The sequence below is a fragment of the Weissella viridescens genome, from assembly GCF_014789145.1.
Lineage (GTDB): Bacteria > Bacillota > Bacilli > Lactobacillales > Lactobacillaceae > Weissella > Weissella viridescens.
Genome location: NZ_CP061835.1, coordinates 1,332,598 through 1,358,708, shown reverse-complemented (window position 1 = coordinate 1,358,708; position 26,111 = coordinate 1,332,598). Strand labels below are relative to the sequence as shown.

Genomic DNA, 26,111 nt, shown 5'->3' with positions numbered 1-26,111 from the left:
TTCAATTAATTATTATAATTAAATTGAGCCGAAAAAATACACCGCGTAATTTTTTGAGTTTTTTAAATTAGTTTAAATCGCTTGTGGCCTTTGAGCCACAATACTCAAACTTGAATCATCAACGCAAGTTGATAGGTTAAGTTATTAAGGGCGCATGGTGAATGCCTTGGCACTAGGAGCCGATGAAGGACGGGACTAACACCGATATGCTTCGGGGAGCTGTAAGTAAGCTTTGATCCGGAGATTTCCGAATGGGGAAACCCAACTTGTTTATACAAGTTATCATTTAGTGAATACATAGCTAAATTGAAGGTAGACGTTGTGAACTGAAACATCTCATTAGCAACAGGAATAGAAAGAAAAATCGATTCCGACAGTAGCGGCGAGCGAAATCGGAAGAGCCCAAACCAACGTGCTTGCATGTTGGGGTTGTAGGACTACCATTGTGGAGTTACAAAATTGTTTATTAGCAGAATCAGCTGGGAAGCTGAGCGAGACAGGGTGATAGCCCCGTATGCGAAAGTAAGCAATCTCCCGTGTAGGATCCTGAGTACGGCCGGACACGTGAAATCCGGTCGGAATCCGCGAGGACCATCTCGCAAGGCTAAATACTCCCTAGTGACCGATAGTAAACCAGTACCGTGAGGGAAAGGTGAAAAGCACCCCGGAAGGGGAGTGAAAAAGTTCCTGAAACCATGTGCCTACAAGAAGTTAGAGCCCGTTAATGGGTGATAGCGTGCCTTTTGTAGAATGAACCGGCGAGTTACGATAACATGCAAGGTTAAGGTGGAAAGACCGGAGCCGTAGCGAAAGCGAGTCTGAAATGGGCGCTTAAGTATGTTGTTGTAGACCCGAAACCAGGTGACCTACCCATGTCCAGGGTGAAGATGCGGTAAAGCGCATTGGAGGCCCGAACCCGTACATGTTGAAAAATGTTGGGATGAGGTGTGGGTAGCGGTGAAATTCCAATCGAACTTGGAGATAGCTGGTTCTCTCCGAAATAGCTTTAGGGCTAGCCTCGGAATGAAGCGTGTTGGAGGTAGAGCACTGTTTTGGTGCGGGGCCCATCTAGGGTTACCAAATTAAGATAAACTCCGAATGCCAATCACGTATGTCCGGGAGTCAGACAGTGAGTGATAAGATCCATTGTCGAAAGGGGAACAGCCCAGATCGTCAGTTAAGGTCCCTAAGTGTGTGTTAAGTGGAAAAGGAAGTGGAGTTGCATAGACAACTAGGATGTTGGCTCAGAAGCAGCCACCATTTAAAGAGTGCGTAATAGCTCACTAGTCGAGTGATTCTGCACCGAAAATGTACCGGGGCTAAACACACCACCGAAACTACGGGTGCCACGTAAGTGGCGCGATAGGAGAGCGTTCTATGGGCGATGAAGTCAGACCGTGAGGACTGGTGGAGCGCATAGAAGTGAGAATGCCGGTATGAGTAGCGAAAGACAGGTGAGAATCCTGTCCACCGTATGACTAAGGTTTCCTGGGGAAGGCTCGTCCTCCCAGGGTTAGTCGGGACCTAAGGCGAGGCTGAAAAGCGTAGTCGATGGATAACAGGTTGAGATTCCTGTACCAGGTGAACATGTTTGAACGATGGAGGGACGCAGAAGGCTAACGGATCCCAGCTGATGGATATGCTGGGTTAAATAACAAGTCTTGAGTTGAGTTAAATGCTTGACTCTTTAAGGACAAGTTATGATGAGGACCGAAATAAAGTAGGGAAGTCCGCCATGTCACGCTGCCAAGAAAAGCTTCTAGTTAGTGTTTACCTGCCCGTACCGCAAACCAACACAGGTAGTCGAGGAGAGCATCCTAAGGTGAGCGAGTGAACTCTCGTTAAGGAACTCGGCAAAATGACCCCGTAACTTCGGGAGAAGGGGTGCTCAGCGAAAGCTGAGCCGCAGTGAATAGGCCCAGGCGACTGTTTATCAAAAACACAGGTTTCTGCAAAATCGTAAGATGACGTATAGGGGCTGACGCCTGCCCGGTGCTGGAAGGTTAAAAGGAGTGCTTAGCGCAAGCGAAGGTATGAATTGAAGCCCCAGTAAACGGCGGCCGTAACTATAACGGTCCTAAGGTAGCGAAATTCCTTGTCGGGTAAGTTCCGACCCGCACGAAAGGCGTAACGATCTGGGCACTGTCTCAACGAGAGACTCGGTGAAATTTAAAGACCCGTGAAGATGCGGGTTACCCGCGACAGGACGGAAAGACCCCATGGAGCTTTACTGTAGCTTGATATTGAGTGTTTGTGCAGCTTGTACAGCATAGGTAGGAGCCGTTGAAGTCGGAACGCTAGTTTCGATGGAGGCACAGGTGGGATACTACCCTCGTTGTATGACCACTCTAACTCACACCACTAAGCGTGGTGGAAGACAGTGTCTGGCAGGCAGTTTGACTGGGGCGGTCGCCTCCTAAAAGGTAACGGAGGCGCCCAAAGGTTCTCTCAGAATGGTTGGAAATCATTCGCAGAGTGTAAAGGCACAAGAGAGCTTGACTGTGAGACTGACTAGTCGAGCAGGTACGAAAGTAGGGCTTAGTGATCCGGTGGTTCCGCATGGAAGGGCCATCGCTCAACGGATAAAAGCTACCCTGGGGATAACAGGCTTATCTCCCCCAAGAGTCCACATCGACGGGGAGGTTTGGCACCTCGATGTCGGCTCATCGCATCCTGGGGCTGTAGTCGGTCCCAAGGGTTGGGCTGTTCGCCCATTAAAGCGGTACGCGAGCTGGGTTCAGAACGTCGTGAGACAGTTCGGTCCCTATCCGTCGCGGGCGTAGGAAATTTGAGAGGAGTTGCCCTTAGTACGAGAGGACCGGGGTGAACGTACCTCTGGTGTATCAGTTGTTCCGCCAGGAGCATCGCTGAGTAGCTATGTACGGATGAGATAAACGCTGAAAGCATCTAAGTGTGAAACTCGCCTCGAGATGAGATTTCCCATTCTTTATGAAGTAAGACCCCTTGTAGATGACAAGGTAGATAGGCTAGAAGTGGAAGTGCGGCGACGCATGGAGCGGACTAGTACTAATGGTTCGAGGACTTAACCAAGTTGAACAAAACGTTGGTGTACGGTTCAATTAATGAAATGAAAATAAGATACAAAATATGATTCAGTTTTGAGAGACGTAAGTCTCATCAACACCGTGTTGTGATGATGGCATTGAGGTCACACCTGTTCCCATACCGAACACAGAAGTTAAGCTCAATAGCGCCGAAAGTAGTTGGAGGATCTCTTCCTGCGAGGATAGGACGTCGCAATGCAAACGAAAGTCGCCAGAAATGGTGGCTTTTTTTGTGTATAAATTTAAATTAACAACGTCTATTATAAAGGGTGATCAATATTAAGATGGATGGGCGAATGGTTGTTGCATGTAAACAATCGAACAAAGGAGACGATGAAACAATCCTTTACAGACCAACTATTGTAGAAAATATTTGTCAGCGTTGTTTGTCAAAAATAAAAAAACATTGGAGGTTACCAAATAATATACGTTATTGTTGGAATTGCGCGACTTACGGACGAATAGATGAGAATAAATGGCTTATGTGTCATATTGAAACACATACTTTTGAAGCTCCATCAGAATGCTTCTATACATGGAACGGTACTTTAACACCACTGCAGACTGACGTGGCAAATAAGATATTAGAAGGATTGAAAAAACGCCAAGATCAGTTGCTTTATGCCGTAACAGGGGCAGGTAAAACAGAGATGCTTTTCCCATGCATCAAATGGGCTTTGGAAGCGGGAAAACGTATCGCATATGTATCTCCTCGGGTAGATGTTATTCGGGAAATCGCGCCACGCATTATGGCGAATTTTAAAATTCGATATACAATCATGCACGGGGAAATCAAAGAACATTGTGACTATACACAGCTTATATTTGCGACAATTCACCAATTATATAAGTTTTACCATGCTTTTGATCTAATCATTGTTGATGAGGCAGATGCGTTTCCATTAAATGGTAATCAATCATTATGGTATGCATTAGCGCAGGCACGAAGTGATAGGAGCACGTTGCTCTATATGACAGCCACTCTAAGTCAGGATTTAAAACGCTTAATAAGGTTTGAACAAGTTGAAGTACAAAATCTCTTGCAGAGATTTCACGGGTATCGGTTACCAAATATTCAAATAAGTGTGGTAGGTAAGTGTTGGAAAAAAGCTTTACCGTTTGATATAAGACAACAATTTGAACAACAAAAGAATCCATGGATAATATTTGTTCCAATGATTGACGATTTAGAATCGATAAAAAATAAGATAGAGCAGTTGCATTTGAATCTCAAAGTAGCATGTGTTTCATCTGAGATAAGTAACCGTGAAGAATTAATTAAAAAACTAAAAAATGGGAAAATTGATATTTTGTGTACAACAATTATTTTAGAACGGGGCATAACTATCTCAAATGTACAGATTATCATTTTAGATGCAGATAAGGGAAAATACTCAGATGAAACATTATTACAAATTGCTGGAAGAAGTGGCCGTGATGTTCATTTCCCAAAAGGAAAAATTATTGTCTATTGCCAGGAGAATACAAAACAATTGAATAGGATTCGAGAAATAATAAATGGAATTAATCGAGAGCCCAACATGTGATTTATGTCAGCAACCGTTATCCGATTTAGAAGTTTTACGGGGCCTATTTATTTTGAAACCATGTATAATTTGCCGTACATGTAAAAACCGATTTGAACCGATAACAGGACTGAAGTGTCGGCAATGCGGGAGAGATGTAGCTGAAGTTGACGATAATCAGTGTCTAGACTGTCGTTTGTGGATGAAAAGAACGAATGGACAAATTAAGCATGTCAGCTTGTATCATTATAATGAAATCATGCAGCATTATTTTAAGTACTATAAGTTTCAGGGTGGCTATCACTTATCACAACTTTTTTGTTCTGAAATACAACGAACTATACGAAAAATGAATGTCGAAGTCGCTGTGCCTATTCCGCTTTCTGATGTTAAATATAGTGCACGTGGCTTTAATCAAGTTGAGGCGTGGTTAGGGACGGATTATCAGCAACTTTTAAAACGTGTTCATCAAACGGATTCACAGAGTAAAAGAACAAAGTGGGAACGAATTAATTCGAGCAATCCATTCAGTGTAAGTACTCATCAGCCATACCCAAAGGAATGTAGGATATGCTTGGTAGATGATATTTACACAACAGGAACTACGATTAGGCAGGCATATGAGGTAATACGTCAGGCGGGGTATCGGAATATATGCTCATTATCTTTGGTTCACGCCTAAAATATTTAGTACACGCTTAAATTTAATCGTGGTAGAATATATGTACCCAATAAAGCTGGGTGATTTGTAGATCGTTGTCAATACCAATAGGTATAGATAGGAGAAGCATATGGTAGAGTATCAAATTCGTGGTCTTAATTTTGAATTAACCGAAGCAATTAGCGATTACGTTAAAAAGCGTCTGGCACGATTAGAGAAGTATCTCAATGCTGATGATCAGTATGTCGTGCGTGTTAAATTAAGTAGCCATAAACCTAAGCATACCTTTCAAGCTGAGGTAACTGTACAAATTGCGGATTACGTCATCCGTGCTGAGGATACGGAAGCTGACTTGTACGAAGCGATTGACACAGTTACTGACAAACTTGACCGACAAATTAAAAAGTATAAAACGAAGATTACTAAAAGTACGCGTAAGGGAAGTTTTAAGCAGCTTGATGTACCAGATTCAGCGGACAATCAAACTGATGCGGTTGAAGATGATGAATTACCGATTGTACGTAAGAAGACGGTAGAGCTCAAGCCAATGGTTCCTGAGGAAGCTGTTTTACAAATGGAATTACTTGGTCATGACTTCTTTATCTTTATTAATGCTGAAAATGACTTACCAGCTGTGGTATATAAGCGAAAAGATGGACAATACGCGCTTCTAGATACAGATAACTAAAAATTGCGTTACGAAACATTACCAAATGTGGTAATGTTTTTTTATTATTCAAACGATATTGAGAAAGCCATAAGCTGATTAAGGTATAATGGTAATAATAAATAAAACAAATAGGGGAATTAAGATGAAAAAATCATTTGCAACACCACAACAATACGCGCTAAAGGTTGGTGAAATTGCGCAACTTACAGAAGATACAGGTGAAAAAACATCACCCTACTTTGATAAATTAGATGAAGCACTCCAGGCTGATAAATTGGCTGATATGAGTAAAGCAGACTTTCAAGAAATTGCGACGGCTTTTGATGATGCAGTAGATATATATCAAGATGCAGCATCAAATCTATCGGCTGTTAAGGCCCCGGCACGTGTGATTGGTATGCATAAGGCACTCGCACAAGTCTTTCAAGAATACGCAGATGCAACGCAAGCCATGGCTGATGCCCTCGATGTTGACAAACAAGCAGTGGACTTAGAAGCTTTCCGTAATTCAGAAACGCAACAAAATGATCTCATCGTTAAATTTGGTACGCAATTGCGTCGCGTGATGATGTCAGCAATGTAGTAGAGAAGAGCAGAGCAGAGACATGACTGAATCAATTGATATTAAAGTTTCACAAGCTTTAGATTTACCACTAAAAAAAGTTAAAGCTGTTCAAGCACTGTTAGAGGAAGGAAATACGGTCCCCTTTATTGCCCGTTATCGAAAAGAAGCCACAGGTAATTTGGATGAAGTTCAAATTCGTGATATTCAAACGATAGCGAAAAAGTTTTCTGATTTAGTTGATCGAAAGACAACTGTTGAAAAAGCAATTCGTGAGCAAGGTGCTTGGAACGCCTCAATTGAAAAGGCACTGGCTGAAGCCGATTCAATGCAAAAAGTTGAGGATATTTATCTACCGTATAAGCAAAAGCGTCGAACGAAGGCCACGATTGCCAAAGAAGCTGGTTTGATGCCTATGGCACAATTTATTCAAACGTTCCCAGAGTCTGGTATTGAAGACAAGGCACAAACGTTTATTAATCATGAACAAGGCATTGAGTCAGTTGAGGATGTTTTGGCTGGAGTCCACGAAATTTTTGCTGAAGTTGTGGGTGAAAATGCTGGATTGCGTGAGTGGATACGAAACTATACACAAAAAAATGGACAGCTCACATCAAAAATCAAGCGGGGTGCGCCAGATAAGGATCCGCAAAAAGTTTATGAACTTTACTATGACTTTAGTACACCATTACCTCAAGTTTTAAATCATCAAGAACTGGCGATTCATCGTGGTGAAAAAGAAGGCGTACTATCACAAGGAATCGATGTGGATGTAGATGCAATTACGCGTTATTTGAAGTTTAGGTTAGTGGGGCAAAAGACTGGTCCTGCAGCTGATATTTTGATGCAAGCGGCTACGGATGCTTACAAACGTTTTATTGGCCCAGCCATTGAACGTGAAACAAAGAAAGCGCTGTTTGATAAGGCATCAACTGAAGCAATCAAGGTCTTTGGCGAGAACCTTTATCACTTACTTATGGCAGCACCGCTTAAGGGAAACGTTGTTTTGGGATTTGATCCAGGAATTCGAACTGGATCAAAGTTGGCAGTCGTTGATGAAAATGGGAAGTTTTTAGAGAAAGCAGTCATTTATCCACATAAAGCTCCTAAGTATGACCCTAAGGCTGCGCGCGAAACAATTATCTCACTAGTTAAAAAATATCATGTTGCAATTGTGGCTATTGGTAATGGAACGGCAAGTCGTGAGTCACAACAATTTATTGCGGACATTATTAAGGATGACTTACCTGAATTAAAGTACGTTGTTGTTAATGAAGCAGGTGCTTCAGTCTATTCCGCCAGTGACGCAGCTCGTGCTGAATTTCCAGAACTACAAGTTGAACAACGGTCTGCAATTTCAATTGCTCGACGTCTACAAGATCCGATGGCTGAATTAATTAAAATTGATCCACAAGCCGTTGGGGTTGGACAATACCAACATGATTTACCTGAGAAAGAAATGAATCAACAAGTCGATGCAGTTTTAGAAACAGCAGTTAACCAAGTTGGTGTTAATTTAAATACGGCATCACCGCAATTGTTAACACATATTGCTGGTTTGAATACGACAATTGCGCAAAATATTGTGAATTATCGAGATGAAAATGGTCAGTTTGCGAGTCGGGCTGCCGTGAAAAAGGTTCCTAAACTAGGGGCGAAGGCCTTTGAGCAGGCAGCGGGATTTTTGCGTATTCCAAATGGTAAAAATCCACTAGATAACACGGATATTCATCCCGAGTCATATAAATTAGCGCAAACCGTCTTAAAAGAAGCCGAAAATAGACAAGTCGCACCTACTGACCTGCCATTGCGTCAGTTAGCGACAGAATATGAGGTTGGGTTACCAACGCTTCAAGATATCGTGGCTTCGCTTGAACACCCTGGCCGAGATTTACGAGATGCAGAACCAGGTGCCATTTTACGTTCTGATGTTCTTTCAATGAAAGATTTAGAAGTTGGCATGCAGTTGCAAGGAACAGTCCGAAATGTGGTGGATTTCGGTGCATTTGTGGATATCGGCGTGCACGAAGATGGTTTGGTGCATATTTCACGTTTAGCAAAAAAACGTGTGCAGAATCCACATCAAGTGGTTGCCGTTGGTGATATTGTTGATGTTTGGGTAGTGAAGGTAGATCAGCAACGTCAGCGAATTGAGCTATCAATGATTGGGCCACAAGAATTATAAGATTTTTTTAAACATATCATGTATAATGATAGAAAAGCAAAGAGACGAAAGGTGGTAGGATCATGACATTATTTGAAGGTTTTGGAAAAATTGTTACAGGAACTGGTGACATTATTAACTGGGCTGGTACAAAATTGCAAGAAGGTGGCGAATACTTAGGTCGTCCAGAAACCCCTGAGGAACTTAAGGCTAAAGCTAAGGATACAGCATCATCTGTTAAAGGAACTGTATCTGATACAGCAAATACAGTATCAAAAAAGGCTTCAGACCTTGGAAAGCAAGTTGCTAACAAAGTAGATAAGAAGCAAGCTGAAGTGACACCAAACAAGGATATTGTCGTGGACTTTCCTGGAGCTCCGGCTGACGATGCGAAGCAGAAGTCAGTTGTCGTTGAAGTTTTGACGCCTAATAAGTAAGTTTCATTTGAAAAAATAATGGTGATGCCTTGCGTCAAAGCGCCATTTTTGCTATGATATTTCATGTTTAGTTTCAACATGAAGTTGCGGTCGTGGCGGAATTGGTAGACGCGCAGGATTAAGGATCCTGTGGTAGGTAATACCGTGCGGGTTCGATTCCCGCCGACCGCATCAATGAAAAGGCTATTCCATTCTGGAATGGTCTTTTTTTTTTATAAAAAAGAATGTGTTAATATGTAATTAGTAGATTTTAGAAAGGAGAAGCGGGATGAGTGAAAGACAACAATGTACGTGTGGATGTTGCGACCGACAACCAATGGATACTGCAAAGGCAAATCCAATGATGGTGGACGCTAATCCAGCGGATGGTGAAACTGATTCAGTTTCAGATATTGAAGATACCGTTTCTCCTGACAAACCTCCGTGAAGAAGCTACTTGGTATAGCGTAGCGACTAAATTACGAAAGAGGGTATATAGATGAAACATCCTGATGAAAAAAATATGTCTAACATGGATATGAAACACGACGACCACGATATGTCTGGTATGGATATGAAACACGACGACCACGATATGTCTGGTATGGATATGAAACATGACGACCATGATATGACAGGTATGGATATGAGTCATGGCGACCACGATATGTCTAACATGGATATGAAACACGATGACCACGATATGTCTGGTATGGATATGAAACACGACGACCACGATATGTCTGGTATGGATATGAAACACGACGACCACGATATGTCTGGTATGGATATGAAACACGACGACCACGATATGTCTGGTATGGATATGAAACACGACGACCACGATATGTCTGGTATGGATATGAAACACGACGACCATGATATGACAGGTATGGATATGAAACACGACGACCATGATATGTCTGGTATGGATATGAGTCATGGTGATATGATGATGCCAGGTGGGCATATGATGCACATGGGCAATATGAAACAGAAGCTGTGGGTGTCATTATGCTTGACAGTGCCAATCCTGATTTTCTCACCTATGATGGGGATGAAGATGCCATTTACGGTGACGGGAGTGCCTGGCCAAAATTGGCTGGTTCTAATTTTTGGAACTATTTTGTTTTTCTATGGTGGATCACCATTCTTCAGTGGAGCCAAAGGTGAACTGGCCGCCAAAAAGCCAGCGATGATGACCTTGATTACCTTGGGGATTAGCGTGGCCTACTTCTATAGTGTGTATGCTACTGTTATGAATGCATTGCACCCAAGTATGCATGTGATGGATTTCTTCTGGGAATTGGCTTCGTTGATTGATATTATGCTAATCGGTCATATTATCGAAATGAATACGGTGATGAAGGCTGGATCAGCCGTTGATAGTTTGGCAAAATTAGTGCCAAAAAAGGCCCATCTTGAAACGCCGTCAGGTGAAACAAAGGATGTTAACGTTGAGGATCTAAAGTCTGAGGACGTGGTACTTGTTAAAGAAAACGAGCGCGTACCAGCTGATGGTCAAATCGTTTCGGGTACACCAATTTTGGACGAATCTCTCTTAACCGGTGAGTCGGCCGGCGTGCATAAGCATCAGGGAGATAAGGTTGTTGGTGGTTCACAGAACCAAAATCAATCCTTTACGATGAAGGTGACGCAAGGTGATGACGGTGGCTTTTTGGCACAAGTCCAAAAATTGGTGGCAAATGCCCAGAACAATAAGTCGAATACTGAAAATTTGGCGAATAAAGTTGCCGGATGGTTGTTTTATGCTGCAACAGGGATTGCCATTGTGGCTGCCATCTATTGGACATGGACGCGTGGCTTCGCATATGCGCTGCCAATTGTCGTAACCGTTTTAATTACGGCTTGCCCGCACGCGCTAGGCTTGGCCATTCCGCTTGTTGCATCACGGATGACGGGATTGGCCGCTAAGCATGGCTTGCTAATCCAAAATCGAAATGCGCTTGAGTCAATTAATGACGTGAAGTATGTCATGATGGATAAGACAGGAACCTTGACGGAAGGCCGGTTCAAAGTCCAGGATGTCACCGTGCTTGATCAAGACTATAGCAAGTCGGACGTGTTGAAGTATGCGGCTGCGCTTGAGCAGGGAAGTACACATCCGCTAGCAACAGGAATCGTTGAAGCTGCAGGTAATACGACATTACCAACTGTTCAAAATTTTAAAAATATACCTGGTACAGGTGTTACAGGGTCGATTGATGGGCAGGCAATGGCAGTGGTGAATCGCAATTACTTAGATGCCCAAGGCATTCAAGTGGACCAGGCTGCTTATCTCCAACAAACGCAAGCAGGATATAGCGTCAGCTTCTTGTTAATTGACCAAAAAGCGGTGGCAATGATTTCTGAAGGAGATGCAGTTAAGGCTGGAACTGCAGATTTCATTAAGACACTGAAAAAAATGGGCTATACGCCAGTTATGTTAACGGGTGATAATGAACAAGCTGCTAAAAAAGTAGCTGGTGTCATTGGCATTGATTTAGTGCATGCTGAATTGAAGCCGAATGATAAAATTCATTACGTCACCAAGTATCAAAAAGAGGCTGGTGTGATGATGGTTGGAGACGGTGTTAATGATTCTCCAGCGCTAGCGCAAGCTACAATTGGTGTTGCAATTGGGGCCGGAACGGACGTTGCTATTAGTGCCGCGGATGTCATCCTGGTGAACTCAAATCCAACTGACATTATTGATTTAATTAAGTTAGCTAAGAATACGCGTCGAAAGATGATTGAGAATCTTTGGTGGGGAGCAGGCTATAATATTATTGCCTTGCCACTCGCCGCAGGAGTGTTGATTCCATTGGGATTCCGACTCGATCCAATGATGGGTGCTATTCTAATGTCGCTATCAACGATTATTGTCGCCATCAATGCGATGACATTAAGAATTAAATAGGATTTAGAGAACTAACCATGTGGTAGTTCTCTTTTTTTATCAGCTAAGAAATGATAGAATAAAAGTGGAAATGAGATTTATACAGCAGAATAGTTGACAGGTAAGCGAATATCGTGTAACATAATGTTTTGTTACGGAGGATTACCCAAGTCTGGCTGAAGGGAACGGTCTTGAAAACCGTCAGGTCGGGAAACCGGCGCGTGGGTTCGAATCCCACATCCTCCTTTTACTATTATCGCGGGTTGGAGCAGTCTGGTAGCTCGTCGGGCCCATAACCCGAAGGTCGTAGGTTCAAATCCTACACCCGCAATTTATGGAGAATTACCCAAGTCTGGCTGAAGGGAACGGTCTTGAAAACCGTCAGGTCGGGAAACCGGCGCGTGGGTTCGAATCCCACATTCTCCTTTGCTGATAACCGTATCCTGCGTCTGTGGGGTATGGTTATTTTTTTACTATTTTAGAAATGAGGTGCAGCAATGCGACAAATCCATTATCGCTGGTATGCAATGTTTGCGTTCGGATTAGCAATAATTGCTGGTATATCGATGCCTGTCTTTTGGGGCTGGGATGTTGCCGTTGATTTAAATCAATCAAGTCTATTTTTGATATTACTGCTCGTAGCAGGGGTGTTGCTTGTTGTTGCTGATGTGCAAATGAGCTGGCAAGCGTGGCGTTTCCAAAAAGCGCGTGGCTTTTCAAGTCTCTGGGTGGCCATTTTGGGTCAGAGTGCCTGGTTTATTTTAACGTTTTGGATGTATCTTGACCCAATGCACGTATCAGCCTTGAAAACAGTGACCCTGCCCATTACGATGTTTGGCATTGGACTACTCATGTTGACGTTAAGTTGGACCCAACGTGTTGAAAGTTTGGCGCCTGTTTCAAGTGCCATGTTGCAATCAGCACGCCGGTTGTCATGGCTGAGTGTTATCTTTGCGGTGTATGGGCTCTTATTCTTTGGGTTAACTTGGGACTGGCAAATTGGCCTTGCCGTGGCAACTGCTTCGATGCTGGTCATTGATCCACGTTGGCCGCTGATTTTTGCTTCACAGTCACGTGGCGAGGCCATTGAGACATTGACCGATGCACGTGTTAAAATTTATAATCCAGTAGCTTTAGACCAAATTAAAGACATTAAGCAAGTGGTTGTCGAGAAGACAGGTGTGTTAACCAGCCGACAATTGACCGTTTACAATGTTGATAGTATTGATGACAATTATAGTGCTCAAGATGTTTTAGGGATTATGGCTGGCCTCGAACAAGAGGTTGGTGGACTTTATGCTGAAGCTTTGGTGACCTATAGTCATAATCAAGGGGTCTATCCAATCCAAGCCGAGAACGTCGAAGTAATACCACTCGTTGGTTTACAAGGAACAATTCAAGGCGACACTTATATGCTGGTTTCTGCCACAAATGCATTACAGAATAATTATGTCTATCACCGCCAATGGTTGAAAGACACGATTAACCTTGGAAATTCAGTCAGTGTTTTGGTTAAGGGGAGTCATGCGATTGGCGCAGTCGCCTTTGGTGCACCATTGATTAGAACGTTAATTGATGTGGATAATTTCTTTGTGAATCAAAAAATCACTACGCACGTAGCCAGTTCAGATACACAAGGTTCATTGCTACGTGTGCAAGAATCGATGCGAAGCTTGACTGATAGCCAGGCAGGCTTAACACCGGACCGCAAACAACAAATGCAACGGGACTGGGCTGAGACACAACCAACGGCTTTGATTACTAACCAGGTGTTGCCAGCTGACATGCCAAACGATGTCGTGATTAGCTTTATTGATGATGAATCAAAAACAGATTTTGTAATCAACAAGTTAGTCGATGTGAAGGCAATTTGGCAAGCGGCACGACGCTTGAATAAAATTGATCATAGTACTTTGGCGATTTGGCAATTTGTCTTGATTGCATTAATTGTGCTAACCGCCGGCTTGGAAATTTTGTTAAACGTTTCAAATTCAATTATTCTAATGGTGCCAATTGTAGCTATTTTAGTTCGCAGTTTAGTCACCCTAGGACTACGCTTACGTATGAAATTTAAATAAACGAAAGACCGAATTCTAATCCAGGATTTGGTCTTTTTTTATTGCTGATACCGCGTCACATTCATTGACAGAGACTGTGGAAAAGTCTAAAATAATACTAGTGCGCAAGCACAGATTAAACTATGATCAGGACTTCCTGTGAAATAGACGGGAGATATAAGATGGAAATCATTTTGATAATTCTTGTGTCGCTTGTCGCAATCGTAATTGGTGGTGTTTTCGGTTATAAGTATGCTGATAAGCAAATTAATCAGAAACTTACGGATGCACGCCAAAATGCAACAGATATTACGCATCAAGCTGAAATTGAAGCAGAACAAGCAAAAAAGTCTGCCTTAGTCGAAGCTCGTGATGAAAGCCAACGTTACCAAGATCGGATTGAAAAAGACCTTCAAGAACGTCGTTCTGAAGTGAAGAGTCAAGAAGATCGATTGGTAAGTCGTGAATCTGTATTGGATCGGAAAGATGCTTCTCTTCAAAAACGAGAAGAAGTTATCGCAGAGAAGGAAAAGAAACTAGACCAACAACGTCAGAGCGTCAATGATAAGATGCAACGGGCGGATGCGTTACTTGATGCGCGTGAAGATAAATTAGTGGAAGTTGCAGAACTTTCACGTGAAGATGCTAGAAATCAAATCTTAGCTGAGACTAAGGATGATTTAGCTTCTGAACGCGCACGGATGATTAAGGAAAGTGATACACAGGCTTCTGCTGAAGCTGAAAAGCATGCCAAGAACTTAGTGGTTGATGCGATTCAACGTTCAGCTGCCGACATGGTTGCTGAATCAACAGTGTCTGTCGTTAACTTGCCAAATGATGATATGAAGGGTCGGATTATTGGACGAGAAGGTCGCAATATCCGTGCACTTGAAACAACAACTGGAATTGATGTGATTATCGATGATACACCAGAAGCAGTTGTATTGAGTGGATATGATCCAATTCGTCGTGAAATCGCTAAGAATGCTTTGGAGAAGTTAATTGCGGACGGACGTATTCATCCAGCTCGTATTGAAGAGATGGTTGAAAAGTCACGTAAGGAAATGGATGAACATATTCGTGAAGTCGGAGAACAAGCTGTCTTTGATCTCGGTATTCACAATATGCACCCAGACTTAGTCAAAACAGTCGGTCGCTTAAATTATCGTACGAGTTACGGTCAAAATGTTCTTGTCCATTCAATCGAAGTTGCAAAACTAACTGGTCTGTTGGCGGCTGAGTTAGGTGAAGATATTACGCTTGCTAAGCGCGCAGGGTTACTACACGATATTGGTAAGGCCGTTGATCATGATGTTGATGGTTCACACGTGGAATTGGGTGTTGAAATTGCAACCAAGTACCACGAACGTCCTGAGGTGATAAATGCAATTGCATCCCACCACGGTGACGTTGAACCTGAAAGCGTGATTGCTGAACTTGTCGCAGCTGCAGATTCAATCTCAGCTGCTCGTCCCGGAGCACGTTCTGAATCTCTTGAAAATTATGTACAACGTTTGAAGCAATTAGAAACAATTGCGAATAGCTTTAGTGGTGTTGAGAAATCATTTGCCATTCAAGCGGGACGTGAAGTACGTGTTATCGTTGAACCAGCTGTTATTTCTGATTTGGAAGCAACAGTTTTGTCACATGATATCGCACAAGAAATTGAAAAAGATTTGGATTATCCAGGGCATATTAAAGTTACAGTTATCCGTGAATCACGGGCTGTCGAATACGCTAAATAAACTTTTAAAAACAGACATTCAATTTGAATGTCTGTTTTTTTGTCCCCATCTGTGGATTTATTTCGTTTATGGCATGTACGCGTACAACATGACATTTACGGAGGAAAGAATTATGAAGTTGAAGCAGTTAGCCCCAGTTATGCGAGTGCAATACATTGGTTCGCCAACGACAGTGCATGCAGAAGAGGTAACGGAACCAATTGCACGTAACATCTACGCATTGCCGAATACATCGTTTGAAGACTTACTGGCCTTAGGTCGTATTTTCGAAAAATTAGGACGAGAAAATTTTGTGCATCGTATTGTAACGACCAAGCAAACTTTGGTGAAATAGGAGCGTGTTATGAAACAATTAAATATTCATTTTATTCTTGATACAGAACATGGCGATAAGAAATTCACGTGGAAGTTGAATCATGCTGATGATCAATTAACGCCAGAAACATTGAAGCAAGCTTTGAAAGCGCTGGCTGCTTGTAAGTGGTTGACTGACGCTAAGGGACAGGTCCTCTGGCCCAAGGTAAAACGAGTTGAAGCAGCATATGCCTCAACTCAATTGAGTGACCGAGTTTTAATTGAGCTCTAACATTCCTTTGGTTTTTTCACGAAAAATAAGCTATAATAGAACTATTCAAAATGTTGTAGAGTTAATTATAAAAAAATATTTGAGACATCTGCATGTTTGAAAGAAAAGGCTCCCATTCGCGCTGGGGGTCTTTTTTTGTGGATGTGATAAAAATTGAAACAACTAAGATTGACTTATGCCGTGCACGACGGGTATAAATGACTCAATCAGTCTTCGTAGTACTCGAACAGCGTCTGTGCGGCTGGATGTTGTAGAACATAACCTGAATGCGATTTAGATTACGCCAACATGCAACAGCGGCATAAGCGAATCTGATTAAATAAAATGGGGTCGCAGGAATGACGGAATTACATGAATTCGAACGTTTAGTGGGCGGCGTGTTAAAAGCTAGTGGGTTAACGCGTGCCGACAACCAATACGATGATTATTTTCAAGAACTCTTATTAATTATTTGGGAGCAACTACAAAAGCAACACGATTTAGCGCCGAAAGCTAACAAGCAGCTGTTTCGACTGTTGCTTTGGCGCCTACGTGACTTACAACGCAAGGAATGGCAGCATCAAGCACGTTATGAGCCATCAGCAGACATTGATGGGGAAACGTATTCAGATTGTTATATGGAGATTTGGCGCACGTTAAAGGCTAAAATGCCGTACCAACTCCAAGCTATTTATCAAAACGTGTTAGATTTTCCTGATCTAACGCTGCGTGAGCGCAGTCAGCTATTAAGTATGCACCGTAAAACATTACGGCGCCGACTAAACGAAATCGCTCAGCATATTAAATAAGAAAAGCGGATTAGGCCAGTGTGCCTAATCCGCTTTCGTTTATTATCGATTGTCACCGTTAGTGATGGTATTACGAACAATAACTGAATCAACCTTAGTTAAGTCGTGCAACTCGCGACCACCTGCATATGAGATTGCTGATTGTAAATCTTCTTGCATTTCACGCAAAGTATCATAAATGCTACCGCGCAATGGGACGAAGAGCTTCTTACCTTCGACGTTACGGTATTCCCCCTTTTGGAATTGTGAGGCTGAACCAAAGTAAGTCTTGTACTTAGCGCCATCCATTTCAAGCACTTCACCGGGACCTTCTTCGTGACCGGCAAACATTGAACCAATCATAACCATGCTAGCACCAAAGGCGATTGACTTGGCAATATCACCATTGTAACGGATACCACCGTCAGCGACGATTGGCTTTTTAGCAACGGCGGCACATTGTTGAATGGCAGCTAATTGCCAACCACCCGTTCCAAATCCAGTCTTCAACTTCGTAATGCAAGCCATTCCAGGACCGACCCCAACCTTCGTTGCGTCGGCACCAGCGTCTTCTAATGCTGTCACAGCATCAGGCGTAGCGACGTTACCGGCAATCACGAATGACTCTGGCAACTTGTTTTTTAGGTACTTAATCATGTCAATAACCGTATCGCTGTAACCGTGCGCGATATCGATGGTCACGTATTCGGGAATATTGTTTTCCGCAGCTAATTGATCGATGAATGCATGTTCGTCATCCTTAACCCCAACGGAAATTGAGGCAAATGTTCCAGCGGCATGTGCATCTTTAATAAATTGCGCACGTGTTTCTGGTTCAAAACGGTGCATCACATAGAAGTAACCCGCTTGACCAAGTTCAATCGCTAACTTTTCATTAATCACAGTTTGCATATTAGCAGGAACCACAGGTAACTTAAAGGTACGGTCACCAAATTGAATGGTTGTGTCAGCCTCATTACGGCTCTTAATCACACACTTTTTCGGAATAAGTTGAATATCTTCGTAATCGAATACGTTTGACTCTGGCATAATGTCCACACCTCGTTTAATGTTCGTGTTTTGTGTTTTAGTAGGTGATTTAAACCACCAAGAGTTGATTATAAACGAACTATATTTAAAAGACAATTGTTTTTTAGGGAAATAAAACGAATTTTTGTTTAAAACGTTTTACAATTTAATATCTGCTGTCGTTCTGTTATAATGGAAAGATAGCAGATATTTACGGGGTCGTTTTGGAATCGACTAGTATTGTTCGAGCTAGTATGGCGCTTAGGGGTTGTGTCCCTATAAACCACTCAGTTGAATTAACTGCAAACAATTCAAATAACTACGCCGTCGCTGCCTAAAACACAGCACGCGTGATCGTTGCACATTGTGATTGCCGATATGTTAACGGTTTAATAATTTAGTAATCTGCGCTGTATGTTCTCCGATTGGGGATGTGCAGAAGAGGATAATCAATCTAGCAAGTTGATCGCTTTGTGATGCGGCGTGCAACTTGTGAAATTTAAAATGCATGACTATGAGCGTAGAGGTATTAGTAGCGAGATAGTAGGACAGGGGTTCGAATCCCCTCGACTCCATTCTAGAGCCGACTTTGATAAAAGTCGGCTTTTTATTCGCAATAAAAGTGAGGCAGGAAAGTCGATGCAACTAGCAGAGTTAGTAGAACTGGTCGTAGATCATACTGATGGATACGAATGTTTTCCATTTAATAAACCAACCCGACATGAAAAAATTATTTGGCATGTCGTTAAGCATCAAAGTAATGATAAAATCATCGCGATGGTCTTTGAAAAGGATGATGAGCTGTTGATTGATCTTAAATTAACAATTGAACATGGGCAACAAATGCGTCTTATCAGGGGAGTAGAGCCAGGCTTTCATATGAATAAAGAACATTGGAATACGGTTCACGTCAATGCAACGGATTTAACCGTCAACGAATTAATCAACATGGTTAAAGAGAGCGCAGAATTGACGATTTAAATAAAAAAAGGATAGACTAAAGTTGTTTTCATATAGTAATAACATGTGGTAATATCTTTAATGATTAATAAAGCAAATGATATGTGATAACAATAAAAGGGGTGCTTAAAATGAATGAAACAATTCCAACCAAAGAAGACATTATTGAACGTGCTAATACCACAACGAGTCGTTTAGAAATGACTTTGAAAAAATACCAACGATATTCTTCAATTAGTAATTTGACACGTATTATCTTATCTTCTTCAATTCCTGTACTGGTTTCAATGTCATCACACAACATTAAATTGTTGATTTTTGTTTCATTAGCTGGTGCACTACTAAGTATTATCCAAGGTGTGGATTCATTCTATGACTTATCTAATAAGATGAGTGATATTAAGCAGACCATTCTATTTATTAACAAAGAAACGTTGTTGCTATCTTCAAACAACGATCCCTATGATGCCGAACAAGATGAGGAAAATGTTCAGAAGTTCATTGCAAACCTCGCGGGAGCCTTGGATGATGAGCTGTCAAACATTGATAATTAATTAAATGCTTTTTCAAATGATTGTTCAACCAGGAAGGTTTGGAACAATCATTTTTTAATAGAACTGAATGAGAACCTGAATCCTTTTAGCTTATGTTAAAGTACTGCGTATAATCTGATGGATAAAGGGGTACTAAGCATGAAAAAATGGTGTCAGTTAGGTATAATTGCGTTAGGAATTGTGATTGCAATAAGGATGATCATCCAATTGTGGTATGGGCATATTTTTGTAGATGGAACCTTTTTAGTTTTGATAATTGGACCAACTGCATTTGTGATGCTTTGTTTGTGGCTCATTCAGTGGTGCATCACAAAATGGAGCAATCACCATAAGTAAGCGATTGTGATAGGGGCAAAAGAAAGGCGAGGTACGGCGTATGGCAGTTAAGATAACACAGGCGCAGATTGAACAAGCAGGCAGAGTCATGGCACTAATTCGTGAACAATATGGTCAGTATTTTAATGAAATGACGTTACCCGCTGATACCTTTTCCAGTAAATCCGATCGTCAGGCAATTACGTATTTATTGAACCAAAATGACCAAGACTTAGACATCGCAATTGATAAGCACAATAAAGTAACATGGCAGTCAAAAAATACCAAAAAGTAAAAGAATGAATCTAGGGGTTCGTTCTTTTTTTGTAAATTGAGCTTTGTACGCGCAAAGCATGACTTATTGTTATAATAGGGAATTGTTAAGAAATGAAGGTCGAGGAAACGAAAATGGAAGTTGAACCTGCTATTGGTGAAGCCAAGGCAATGTTTGCGCAGTTGGGTTGGGATTATATTGTCAAATCCAGTGATGATGTTAAAATTAGTGGGCATGTTAAAAAACAACAAGCAGCATATGGGGATGAAGCTGCCTTTGCCGCAGACTATGATAAAATTAAGGCGCCAGAGGGCTGGCAACTAACGAGTGCCGCTGAGGCTTTTCCATTAGTAATTTTTGAAAATGAAAATGTCCCATTTCTACAAGATTTATTTAAAAACTTATTCAATAAAGAAACATAGTGTTTGCGATTTTGCGGGCACATGCGTAGCGATAACTTAATGAGAGGTAGTCCGAAACATGAGTGAAAAGAATTTAAAGTGTATTACGAAAGGCTATGAGTATGTCATCATGGTTTTTATGATGATTTTTGGGTTGGTCATTGCCGCCTATTTTGCCTTAAGTATTTATGAATTGGTTTTACCGCTGTTTCAGCATTTAACGCACGAGGACTTTACAGATATTTCAAAAAATATTCTGTCTGCTTTTTTGTTTTTAGAGTTCTTGGTGATTATTAAAGACTACTTCTCAAGTAATGCGAATATACATTTTGAGGATTATCTGTATGTGGCTGTGACGGCAATTATCCGATCAATTTTGGTATATTATGACAATGCCTTAAAAACACTCTTGCTGTGCGGCGCCATTTTAATTTTAGTGATTGCGATTATTTTGTATAAGCGTTATCAAACTCAAAACAATAAACTACCAGATAGTGAGCATGGCCGATGAGAGGTGGGTGGACCAAGAAATTGCGTAAAATTTGGCGGATTGTTTTTCCACCCTTAGTCTGGTTGGTAGTTATCTATCTACTGGTAGAGATATTTGGAGTTGTTATTTCATATACGGCGGCGGATGACATGTTGGCCTTTGCAAAAAAAGACCCGTCTGAATTTATCTGGTGGTTCTTGATGACCTATATTGGCTTCATTGTCACAAGTGTTGGTATCCTTTATGGTGCGCATCGCCTGTTGCATTTACGTGGAAACTACGAATTGCCTTTAGGCGTTTTAAGTCTTATAACAGTCTTTACAACATTAACGACTTTAATGATTCAATTTACTGGATCGAATATTCCAAAAACATTTTTGGTGCTGACCCTGGTTAATATTCTGTTATCAGTTGCATTAACAACAACCTCTAAACTACTTAAGTGGCAACGTCGACGCGAAATCCGGATAAAAAAACAAAAATAAAAAGGTTAACCACAATTAGCGAAGTGGTTAACCTTTTTTTATTAATGTTGATGCCAACGATCTAAACCGCGCATGAATTTTTTGGTATACATGCGTTTAAGGATGAATTTTTGGAAGCGATTCATATCAGAATCCAAGAATCGTTGATAATTTTTGGCATACATATCATCAAATGGGAGGTTTTCAGTAAATTGCCCATTTTGGTAACAGTAAGTACAGTATTTGGTTGAAATTGATCCATCAGCGTTAGTGCCACCGGGCGTGTTCTGATCAATCGGCATACCACAACTTTGACATAAATTAGTTTGACCCATCGTCGTGCTCCTTTGCGTATTAATGGTTATCATTATAGCGTATTTTGGATTTTTTGGTTGCATGAAGGCTTGTGAAATAAAGAATTTAAAAAGACTTTGTGTGTTTTTATGCAAAAAAAATGTAATTTTACGGTATTGAGGCAGCTTTCAAGCTTAATGTTAGAAGATTAGATTACGTGTAGCCAAGCGCGTCTGTATAGTTATCCTTGTGAATATTTAAACTTATTCAAGTGTATTTTAAAAATTTAAAAAACTTTATTATTCGTTTAAGTTTCCGCGCCTACACTTCTCGTTACATTATAGCGGTAGATAAATCAATGCTATAGCGAACAAAATAAAAGGGGTAGTTTGACATGGATAATAAGCGAATTGCAGTATATGGTGCAGGATCATTAGGAACTATCATTGGAGCCTTTTTATCTAAGGCGGGCTTGGATGTGACGCTGATTGATGTTTGGCAAGAGAACGTTGATACATTGAATACGAAGGGTGCACATGTTGTTGGAACAACAGACATTACAGTTCCCGTTAAGGCTTCAACGCCTGATGATATTGATGGAAAATTTGATATTATTTTCTTGTTGACCAAGCAAGTTTTCAATGACTCTGTTGTACCAAAAATCAAGTCAATTTTGAATGAAGATGGTACGTTGGTCTCATTACAAAATGGTGTCCCAGAAAAGTATATTTTGACGCAGCTTCCAGCAAAAAATGTTGTTGCAGGTTCTGTTGAATTTGGTGCAACAGCTCAAGGTGCAGGTTCATCAGAATTGACAACGGTTTATGATCGTTTTAAAGAATTTGCTTTTAAGATTGGTGAGTTAGATGGTTCCGATACGCCACGTATTGAGGCGCTTAAGAAGGTCATGGACAATGTTGGGGGAACGTTCGTTTCAAATAACTTACTTGGTACAAAGTGGTCAAAGTTGTTGATCAACTCAGCTTTCAGTGGGCTATCTGCAGCAACTAATTCAACCTTTGGGGCGGTTGCTGATAATCAAGTTGGTGTATTAGCGGCCTTGAACATTATTAATGAAGGATTAGAAGCTGGAAAGGCTGATAATGTGACATTTGATAAGATGGGTAGTATCGACCTAAATGACTTTAAGAAGCCTGCTGATGGCTTTACCGATGACCAAATTGCTTTGGTTCGCCGCATGATGGCAGCAAGCAAGGATCTTAAGGCCAGCATGTTACAAGATCTTGAAAAGGGTCGCAAAACAGAAGTTCACGACATCAATGGTGTGATTGTTAAAGCCGGTGAAGAACATGACATTAAAACACCATTTAATGATTTTGTTGTATCAACTGTATCTAAGGCTGAAGAGACGGGTAAGCTTCCCGTCTTTGATGAGAGCATTGCGACTTTGAAAGACATGTTGAAATAGGAGGAGTAACGATTATGAATAAGGCAGATTTACTAAAAAAGATTACAACGCCAATTGATTCACCAGCCTTTCCAGCAGCGAAGGTTAAGTTTCATAATCGTGACTTCATGAACATTACTTATCGTACTGATCATGATGCCTTGATGAAGGTATTACCTGAACCACTAGAACCAATTGATGATTTGGTTAAGTTTGAATTCATTAACATGCCAGATTCAGATGGACTAGGTGACTACGCTGAAATCGGGCAAGTAATTCCAGTGACCTTCAATGGTCAAGAAGGTGAGTTCTACCTTTCAATGTACGTTAACAATGCTGAAGCAATCGCTTCTGGTCGTGAAATAGCTGCTTTTCCAAAGAAACTGGCTGATACATCAATCTATTTAGATAATGATGTCCTAGTTGGTAAGCTTGAGTACAGCGGATTACCGGTTGCCACAGCCACTATGGCATATAATTACTACCCAATGGATTTAGAAGAAGCTAAGGCTGAGATTACAAAGCCAAGTTATCGTCTTAATATTATGCGTAATTACGATGCAACGCCACGTGTGCTAGAAATGACGGAATCAACAATTACCGATGTTGAAGTTAAAGGGGCTTGGAATTCGCCAGCTAAGTTGCAACTCTTTGAACATGTCATGGCACCGGTTGCTGATTTACCGGTTCGAGAGATTGTGAAATCACAACATATTGTGGCTGATTTGACGTTACCTCGCCCACATATGGTTTACGATTATTTAGCTGATTAAGGTAACATCTAATTTGCCAAATGCGCATAAGTTCGGTACACTAGACAGTGCACTGAAAAATTTGATCAAACAATTGATCGTCAAAAAAGCTCAGTGTACACAACAAGTTGCTTGTGAACACTGAGCTTTTAAATACATAAAGCATTTATGAAAGAAGGTAGTTTTGAAAGGTCACTTAATCTTTTTAACAATGGTTACATCGATGGTTACCATCAACACATTTTTAATGTACGGCATTAATGCAGAAGATGTGACGTTTATCTTGGAAATGCTCTTATTTGTCATTCCAGGTGCGTTTATCCTCAAGGAGTTTTTCACGATTCCATTAGTGAAGAATATCGAACGACGTTATCTAGGGCGCATTAAGGCGAACTTCCGTGAGTTTTTGATTATTCCAGCCCTGATTATCCTAATTAATTCTGGGGTGATTACATTGGTGACAACGATTTTGAAAAATATTGGTGAATTCCCCATCTTAACGAATTTCCTACAAGGTTGGGGAATTAAGTTATCAATTATTTTTCCACTCTTTTTCTTGGTCGTCCGTCCAACGTGGAATTATATCTTCACATTGTTCGAATCTGAAAAGATCAAACAAAATTAAAAGACATCCACAACATGTGGATGTCTTTTTTTACTGCTCTAGCTGGACTCGAACCAGCGACCCTCGCATTAACAGTGCGGCGTTCTACCAACTGAACTACAGAGCAAATAATCAATACAATCATTATATATGAGAGTATGATTAAAATCAAGTTTTAAATTAAAAGTTATAGGATATAACGTAGCCATTTAAATCCGGTTAGTTTACGAAGCCATCTGTAAGCGAAGTACGTTGCGATGGAAGCTAAAACAATCCAGACGAAATTGAAGTAATCCGCTGCAACACCAGTGATATTAACTAGTTGGTCAAGGGACATTCTGAATTGGAAAAACATGGGGTGGACAAGAAATATAAAAGTACTAAATTCTCGAAGATAAAGAGAGTGTGAAGTACTGAGTGATACATGTGATGCCATACCATATAGAACCAAGAAAAAAACAGCAGGTTGCAAGAACAAGGTCTCGTCAAAACTACCAACTCCTGTAAAGCGGTAAAGGACAATACATTCAACAATATAGAGTATTGAAAATAGTATCAAATAAAAATTAATCAGTTTTTTATTTGTGGTTATGCTTTTGTGTGAATTGGATAGCATGAAAATGATAAATCCCAAAGTGAAAGGTAGTAGGGATCTGATAAAAGTGTTTGTGGTGAGTGTTGAGAAGGGGTTATTTAAAAACGGCAGGGCGTGGTTAATCAGAATTATTGAAAAAGTCACTTGACCGTAAGAAGTTACCATTAGTATAAGTAGTTCAACAATAATTGAAATTATGAGGGTAACACGAAGGCCAACATATCGAATTAAAAAGACAATGACAAGCATCCCAAAGATTGAGGCAATCAAATACCAGCCTGTGATGAATGTGCCATCTCTTCCAATAAAGACAAACTTAAAAAACCACTTTATAAGTCCAGAAACTGAGATATTTGGAAATGAATTAGGGTTACTTTGAAAGTTTTTATAAATATCGAACGGCAAATATAGAATACGCCACAGGACATACATAATCGCGAGCTTTTTTGCATATCTCCAAAGTGCAATATTTTGCGCATGTCTGTTTTCTAAATGTATATATTTTTTAAAGAAGAAAAAACTAGATGTCATGAAAAAGAAAGGGACTGCAAAGCGGCCCAATATATTAAAAAATGGTGCATGCGTGTGAATAGCCACGACGAGTATCGCTAAAATACATTTTAGGAGATCAATCCCCACATAGGGGGTGGTGGATTTAGTTTGTGAGGGTGACATTATGATTAATAATCCATGCAAAAGCAGGAAACCTTTCTATGTGTAATTGATTATTTAGTATATCACTATCTTTGATTAAGTTGAACATGATGAAAAAATTTAAAATTTATTTATTTGAACTTTAAATCAAATTTAGTTTATAATCAATTATATGTGTAATGACGATATTTGGGATAAA

The 26,111-nt window shown here is 40.9% G+C and carries 24 protein-coding genes, 5 tRNA genes, 2 rRNA genes and 1 other RNA gene; 28 read left to right on the top strand and 4 right to left on the bottom strand.

Annotated features, from left to right (window positions below; all coding sequences use genetic code 11):
- The first annotated feature begins 134 nt into the window (after window positions 1-134).
- The 18 genes from IE337_RS06775 to IE337_RS06690 all read left to right on the top strand — a co-directional run bounded on the left by IE337_RS06775 (window position 135) and on the right by IE337_RS06690 (window position 17,139).
- Window positions 135-3,051 (top strand): 23S ribosomal RNA (locus IE337_RS06775).
- 96 nt (window positions 3,052-3,147) lie between these two features.
- A 5S ribosomal RNA gene (gene rrf, locus IE337_RS06770) occupies window positions 3,148-3,264 on the top strand.
- 85 nt (window positions 3,265-3,349) lie between these two features.
- Window positions 3,350-4,612 carry a DEAD/DEAH box helicase gene (locus IE337_RS06765; protein ID WP_191136253.1) on the top strand — a complete coding sequence of 421 codons (1,263 nt, stop codon included), beginning with the start codon at window positions 3,350-3,352 and terminating at the stop codon, window positions 4,610-4,612.
- A gap of 770 nt (window positions 4,613-5,382) precedes the next feature.
- Window positions 5,383-5,940 (top strand): ribosome hibernation-promoting factor, HPF/YfiA family, encoded by a 558-nt coding sequence (gene hpf / locus IE337_RS06760; protein ID WP_191136252.1) that lies wholly within the window; start codon window positions 5,383-5,385, stop codon window positions 5,938-5,940.
- A 124-nt stretch (window positions 5,941-6,064) separates the two neighbouring features.
- On the top strand, window positions 6,065-6,505 hold the full coding sequence (locus IE337_RS06755) for a hypothetical protein (RefSeq protein WP_057747077.1): 441 nt from the start codon (window positions 6,065-6,067) through the stop codon (window positions 6,503-6,505).
- Between the two features lie 22 nt (window positions 6,506-6,527).
- Window positions 6,528-8,669: a Tex family protein gene (locus tag IE337_RS06750; RefSeq protein WP_191136251.1), complete on the top strand. Its 2,142-nt coding sequence runs from the start codon at window positions 6,528-6,530 to the stop codon at window positions 8,667-8,669.
- A gap of 62 nt (window positions 8,670-8,731) precedes the next feature.
- Window positions 8,732-9,085: a YtxH domain-containing protein gene (locus IE337_RS06745; RefSeq protein ID WP_191136250.1), complete on the top strand. Its 354-nt coding sequence runs from the start codon at window positions 8,732-8,734 to the stop codon at window positions 9,083-9,085.
- 86 nt (window positions 9,086-9,171) lie between these two features.
- Window positions 9,172-9,256 (top strand) — tRNA-Leu (locus tag IE337_RS06740).
- 97 nt (window positions 9,257-9,353) lie between these two features.
- The gene (locus IE337_RS06735) at window positions 9,354-9,512 is read left to right on the top strand and encodes a hypothetical protein (RefSeq protein WP_191136249.1); all 159 of its coding nucleotides are present in this window, start codon (window positions 9,354-9,356) and stop codon (window positions 9,510-9,512) included.
- A gap of 51 nt (window positions 9,513-9,563) precedes the next feature.
- Window positions 9,564-11,984, top strand: coding sequence for a copper-translocating P-type ATPase (locus IE337_RS06730; protein ID WP_243185590.1), 2,421 nt, complete (start codon window positions 9,564-9,566; stop codon window positions 11,982-11,984).
- A 135-nt stretch (window positions 11,985-12,119) separates the two neighbouring features.
- Window positions 12,120-12,209 (top strand) — tRNA-Ser (locus IE337_RS06725).
- Window positions 12,210-12,220: 11 nt separating this feature from the next.
- A tRNA-Met gene (locus IE337_RS06720) sits at window positions 12,221-12,294 on the top strand.
- A gap of 5 nt (window positions 12,295-12,299) precedes the next feature.
- A tRNA-Ser gene (locus IE337_RS06715) sits at window positions 12,300-12,389 on the top strand.
- A gap of 71 nt (window positions 12,390-12,460) precedes the next feature.
- Window positions 12,461-14,041, top strand: coding sequence for an HAD family hydrolase (locus IE337_RS06710; RefSeq protein WP_191136248.1), 1,581 nt, complete (start codon window positions 12,461-12,463; stop codon window positions 14,039-14,041).
- A gap of 161 nt (window positions 14,042-14,202) precedes the next feature.
- Window positions 14,203-15,765: a ribonuclease Y gene (gene rny / locus IE337_RS06705; RefSeq protein ID WP_057747068.1), complete on the top strand. Its 1,563-nt coding sequence runs from the start codon at window positions 14,203-14,205 to the stop codon at window positions 15,763-15,765.
- A gap of 112 nt (window positions 15,766-15,877) precedes the next feature.
- Window positions 15,878-16,099 carry a hypothetical protein gene (locus tag IE337_RS06700; RefSeq protein WP_057747066.1) on the top strand — a complete coding sequence of 74 codons (222 nt, stop codon included), beginning with the start codon at window positions 15,878-15,880 and terminating at the stop codon, window positions 16,097-16,099.
- A 9-nt stretch (window positions 16,100-16,108) separates the two neighbouring features.
- On the top strand, window positions 16,109-16,351 hold the full coding sequence (locus IE337_RS06695) for a DUF2922 family protein (protein ID WP_057747065.1): 243 nt from the start codon (window positions 16,109-16,111) through the stop codon (window positions 16,349-16,351).
- 338 nt (window positions 16,352-16,689) lie between these two features.
- Entirely contained in the window at window positions 16,690-17,139 is a 450-nt protein-coding gene (locus IE337_RS06690) for a hypothetical protein (protein WP_191136247.1), read from the top strand.
- Window positions 17,140-17,181: 42 nt separating this feature from the next.
- Here the strand turns inward: IE337_RS06690 and IE337_RS06685 are convergent, their stop codons facing one another.
- Entirely contained in the window at window positions 17,182-18,168 is a 987-nt protein-coding gene (locus tag IE337_RS06685) for a GMP reductase (RefSeq protein WP_191136246.1), read from the bottom strand.
- Window positions 18,169-18,362: 194 nt separating this feature from the next.
- On the opposite strand from IE337_RS06685, the gene ssrA reads away from it, so the two are divergent.
- The 7 genes from ssrA to IE337_RS06650 all read left to right on the top strand — a co-directional run bounded on the left by ssrA (window position 18,363) and on the right by IE337_RS06650 (window position 21,626).
- Window positions 18,363-18,725: a transfer-messenger RNA gene (ssrA, locus tag IE337_RS06680) on the top strand.
- Window positions 18,726-18,786: 61 nt separating this feature from the next.
- Window positions 18,787-19,128 (top strand): MmcQ/YjbR family DNA-binding protein, encoded by a 342-nt coding sequence (locus IE337_RS06675; RefSeq protein ID WP_191136245.1) that lies wholly within the window; start codon window positions 18,787-18,789, stop codon window positions 19,126-19,128.
- A 110-nt stretch (window positions 19,129-19,238) separates the two neighbouring features.
- The gene (locus tag IE337_RS06670) at window positions 19,239-19,661 is read left to right on the top strand and encodes a DUF4231 domain-containing protein (protein WP_057747057.1); all 423 of its coding nucleotides are present in this window, start codon (window positions 19,239-19,241) and stop codon (window positions 19,659-19,661) included.
- 376 nt (window positions 19,662-20,037) lie between these two features.
- Window positions 20,038-20,271 carry a hypothetical protein gene (locus tag IE337_RS06665; protein ID WP_057747053.1) on the top strand — a complete coding sequence of 78 codons (234 nt, stop codon included), beginning with the start codon at window positions 20,038-20,040 and terminating at the stop codon, window positions 20,269-20,271.
- Window positions 20,272-20,384: 113 nt separating this feature from the next.
- Window positions 20,385-20,672: a hypothetical protein gene (locus IE337_RS06660; RefSeq protein WP_191136244.1), complete on the top strand. Its 288-nt coding sequence runs from the start codon at window positions 20,385-20,387 to the stop codon at window positions 20,670-20,672.
- A gap of 58 nt (window positions 20,673-20,730) precedes the next feature.
- Entirely contained in the window at window positions 20,731-21,162 is a 432-nt protein-coding gene (locus IE337_RS06655) for a phosphate-starvation-inducible PsiE family protein (protein ID WP_191136243.1), read from the top strand.
- A gap of 20 nt (window positions 21,163-21,182) precedes the next feature.
- The gene (locus IE337_RS06650; RefSeq protein WP_141324957.1) at window positions 21,183-21,626 is read left to right on the top strand and encodes a hypothetical protein; all 444 of its coding nucleotides are present in this window, start codon (window positions 21,183-21,185) and stop codon (window positions 21,624-21,626) included.
- Between the two features lie 41 nt (window positions 21,627-21,667).
- On the opposite strand, the gene IE337_RS06645 is transcribed toward IE337_RS06650, so the two are convergent.
- Window positions 21,668-21,940: a zinc ribbon domain-containing protein gene (locus tag IE337_RS06645; protein WP_191136242.1), complete on the bottom strand. Its 273-nt coding sequence runs from the start codon at window positions 21,938-21,940 to the stop codon at window positions 21,668-21,670.
- 353 nt (window positions 21,941-22,293) lie between these two features.
- Between IE337_RS06645 and IE337_RS06640 the strand changes: the two genes are divergently transcribed.
- The 3 genes from IE337_RS06640 to IE337_RS06630 all read left to right on the top strand — a co-directional run bounded on the left by IE337_RS06640 (window position 22,294) and on the right by IE337_RS06630 (window position 24,684).
- Entirely contained in the window at window positions 22,294-23,328 is a 1,035-nt protein-coding gene (locus IE337_RS06640; protein ID WP_057747045.1) for a ketopantoate reductase family protein, read from the top strand.
- Window positions 23,329-23,342: 14 nt separating this feature from the next.
- Window positions 23,343-24,080 carry an acetoacetate decarboxylase gene (locus IE337_RS06635; RefSeq protein WP_072153159.1) on the top strand — a complete coding sequence of 246 codons (738 nt, stop codon included), beginning with the start codon at window positions 23,343-23,345 and terminating at the stop codon, window positions 24,078-24,080.
- Window positions 24,081-24,243: 163 nt separating this feature from the next.
- Complete coding sequence (locus tag IE337_RS06630) at window positions 24,244-24,684, top strand: hypothetical protein (protein WP_057747043.1); 441 nt, start codon at window positions 24,244-24,246, stop codon at window positions 24,682-24,684.
- 33 nt (window positions 24,685-24,717) lie between these two features.
- Here IE337_RS06630 and IE337_RS06625 read toward each other — a convergent pair.
- Together IE337_RS06625 and IE337_RS06620 are read right to left on the bottom strand one after the other, a co-directional pair.
- Window positions 24,718-24,790 (bottom strand) — tRNA-Asn (locus tag IE337_RS06625).
- 60 nt (window positions 24,791-24,850) lie between these two features.
- Window positions 24,851-25,933: an acyltransferase family protein gene (locus tag IE337_RS06620; protein ID WP_191136241.1), complete on the bottom strand. Its 1,083-nt coding sequence runs from the start codon at window positions 25,931-25,933 to the stop codon at window positions 24,851-24,853.
- Window positions 25,934-26,111: the final 178 nt, after the last annotated feature.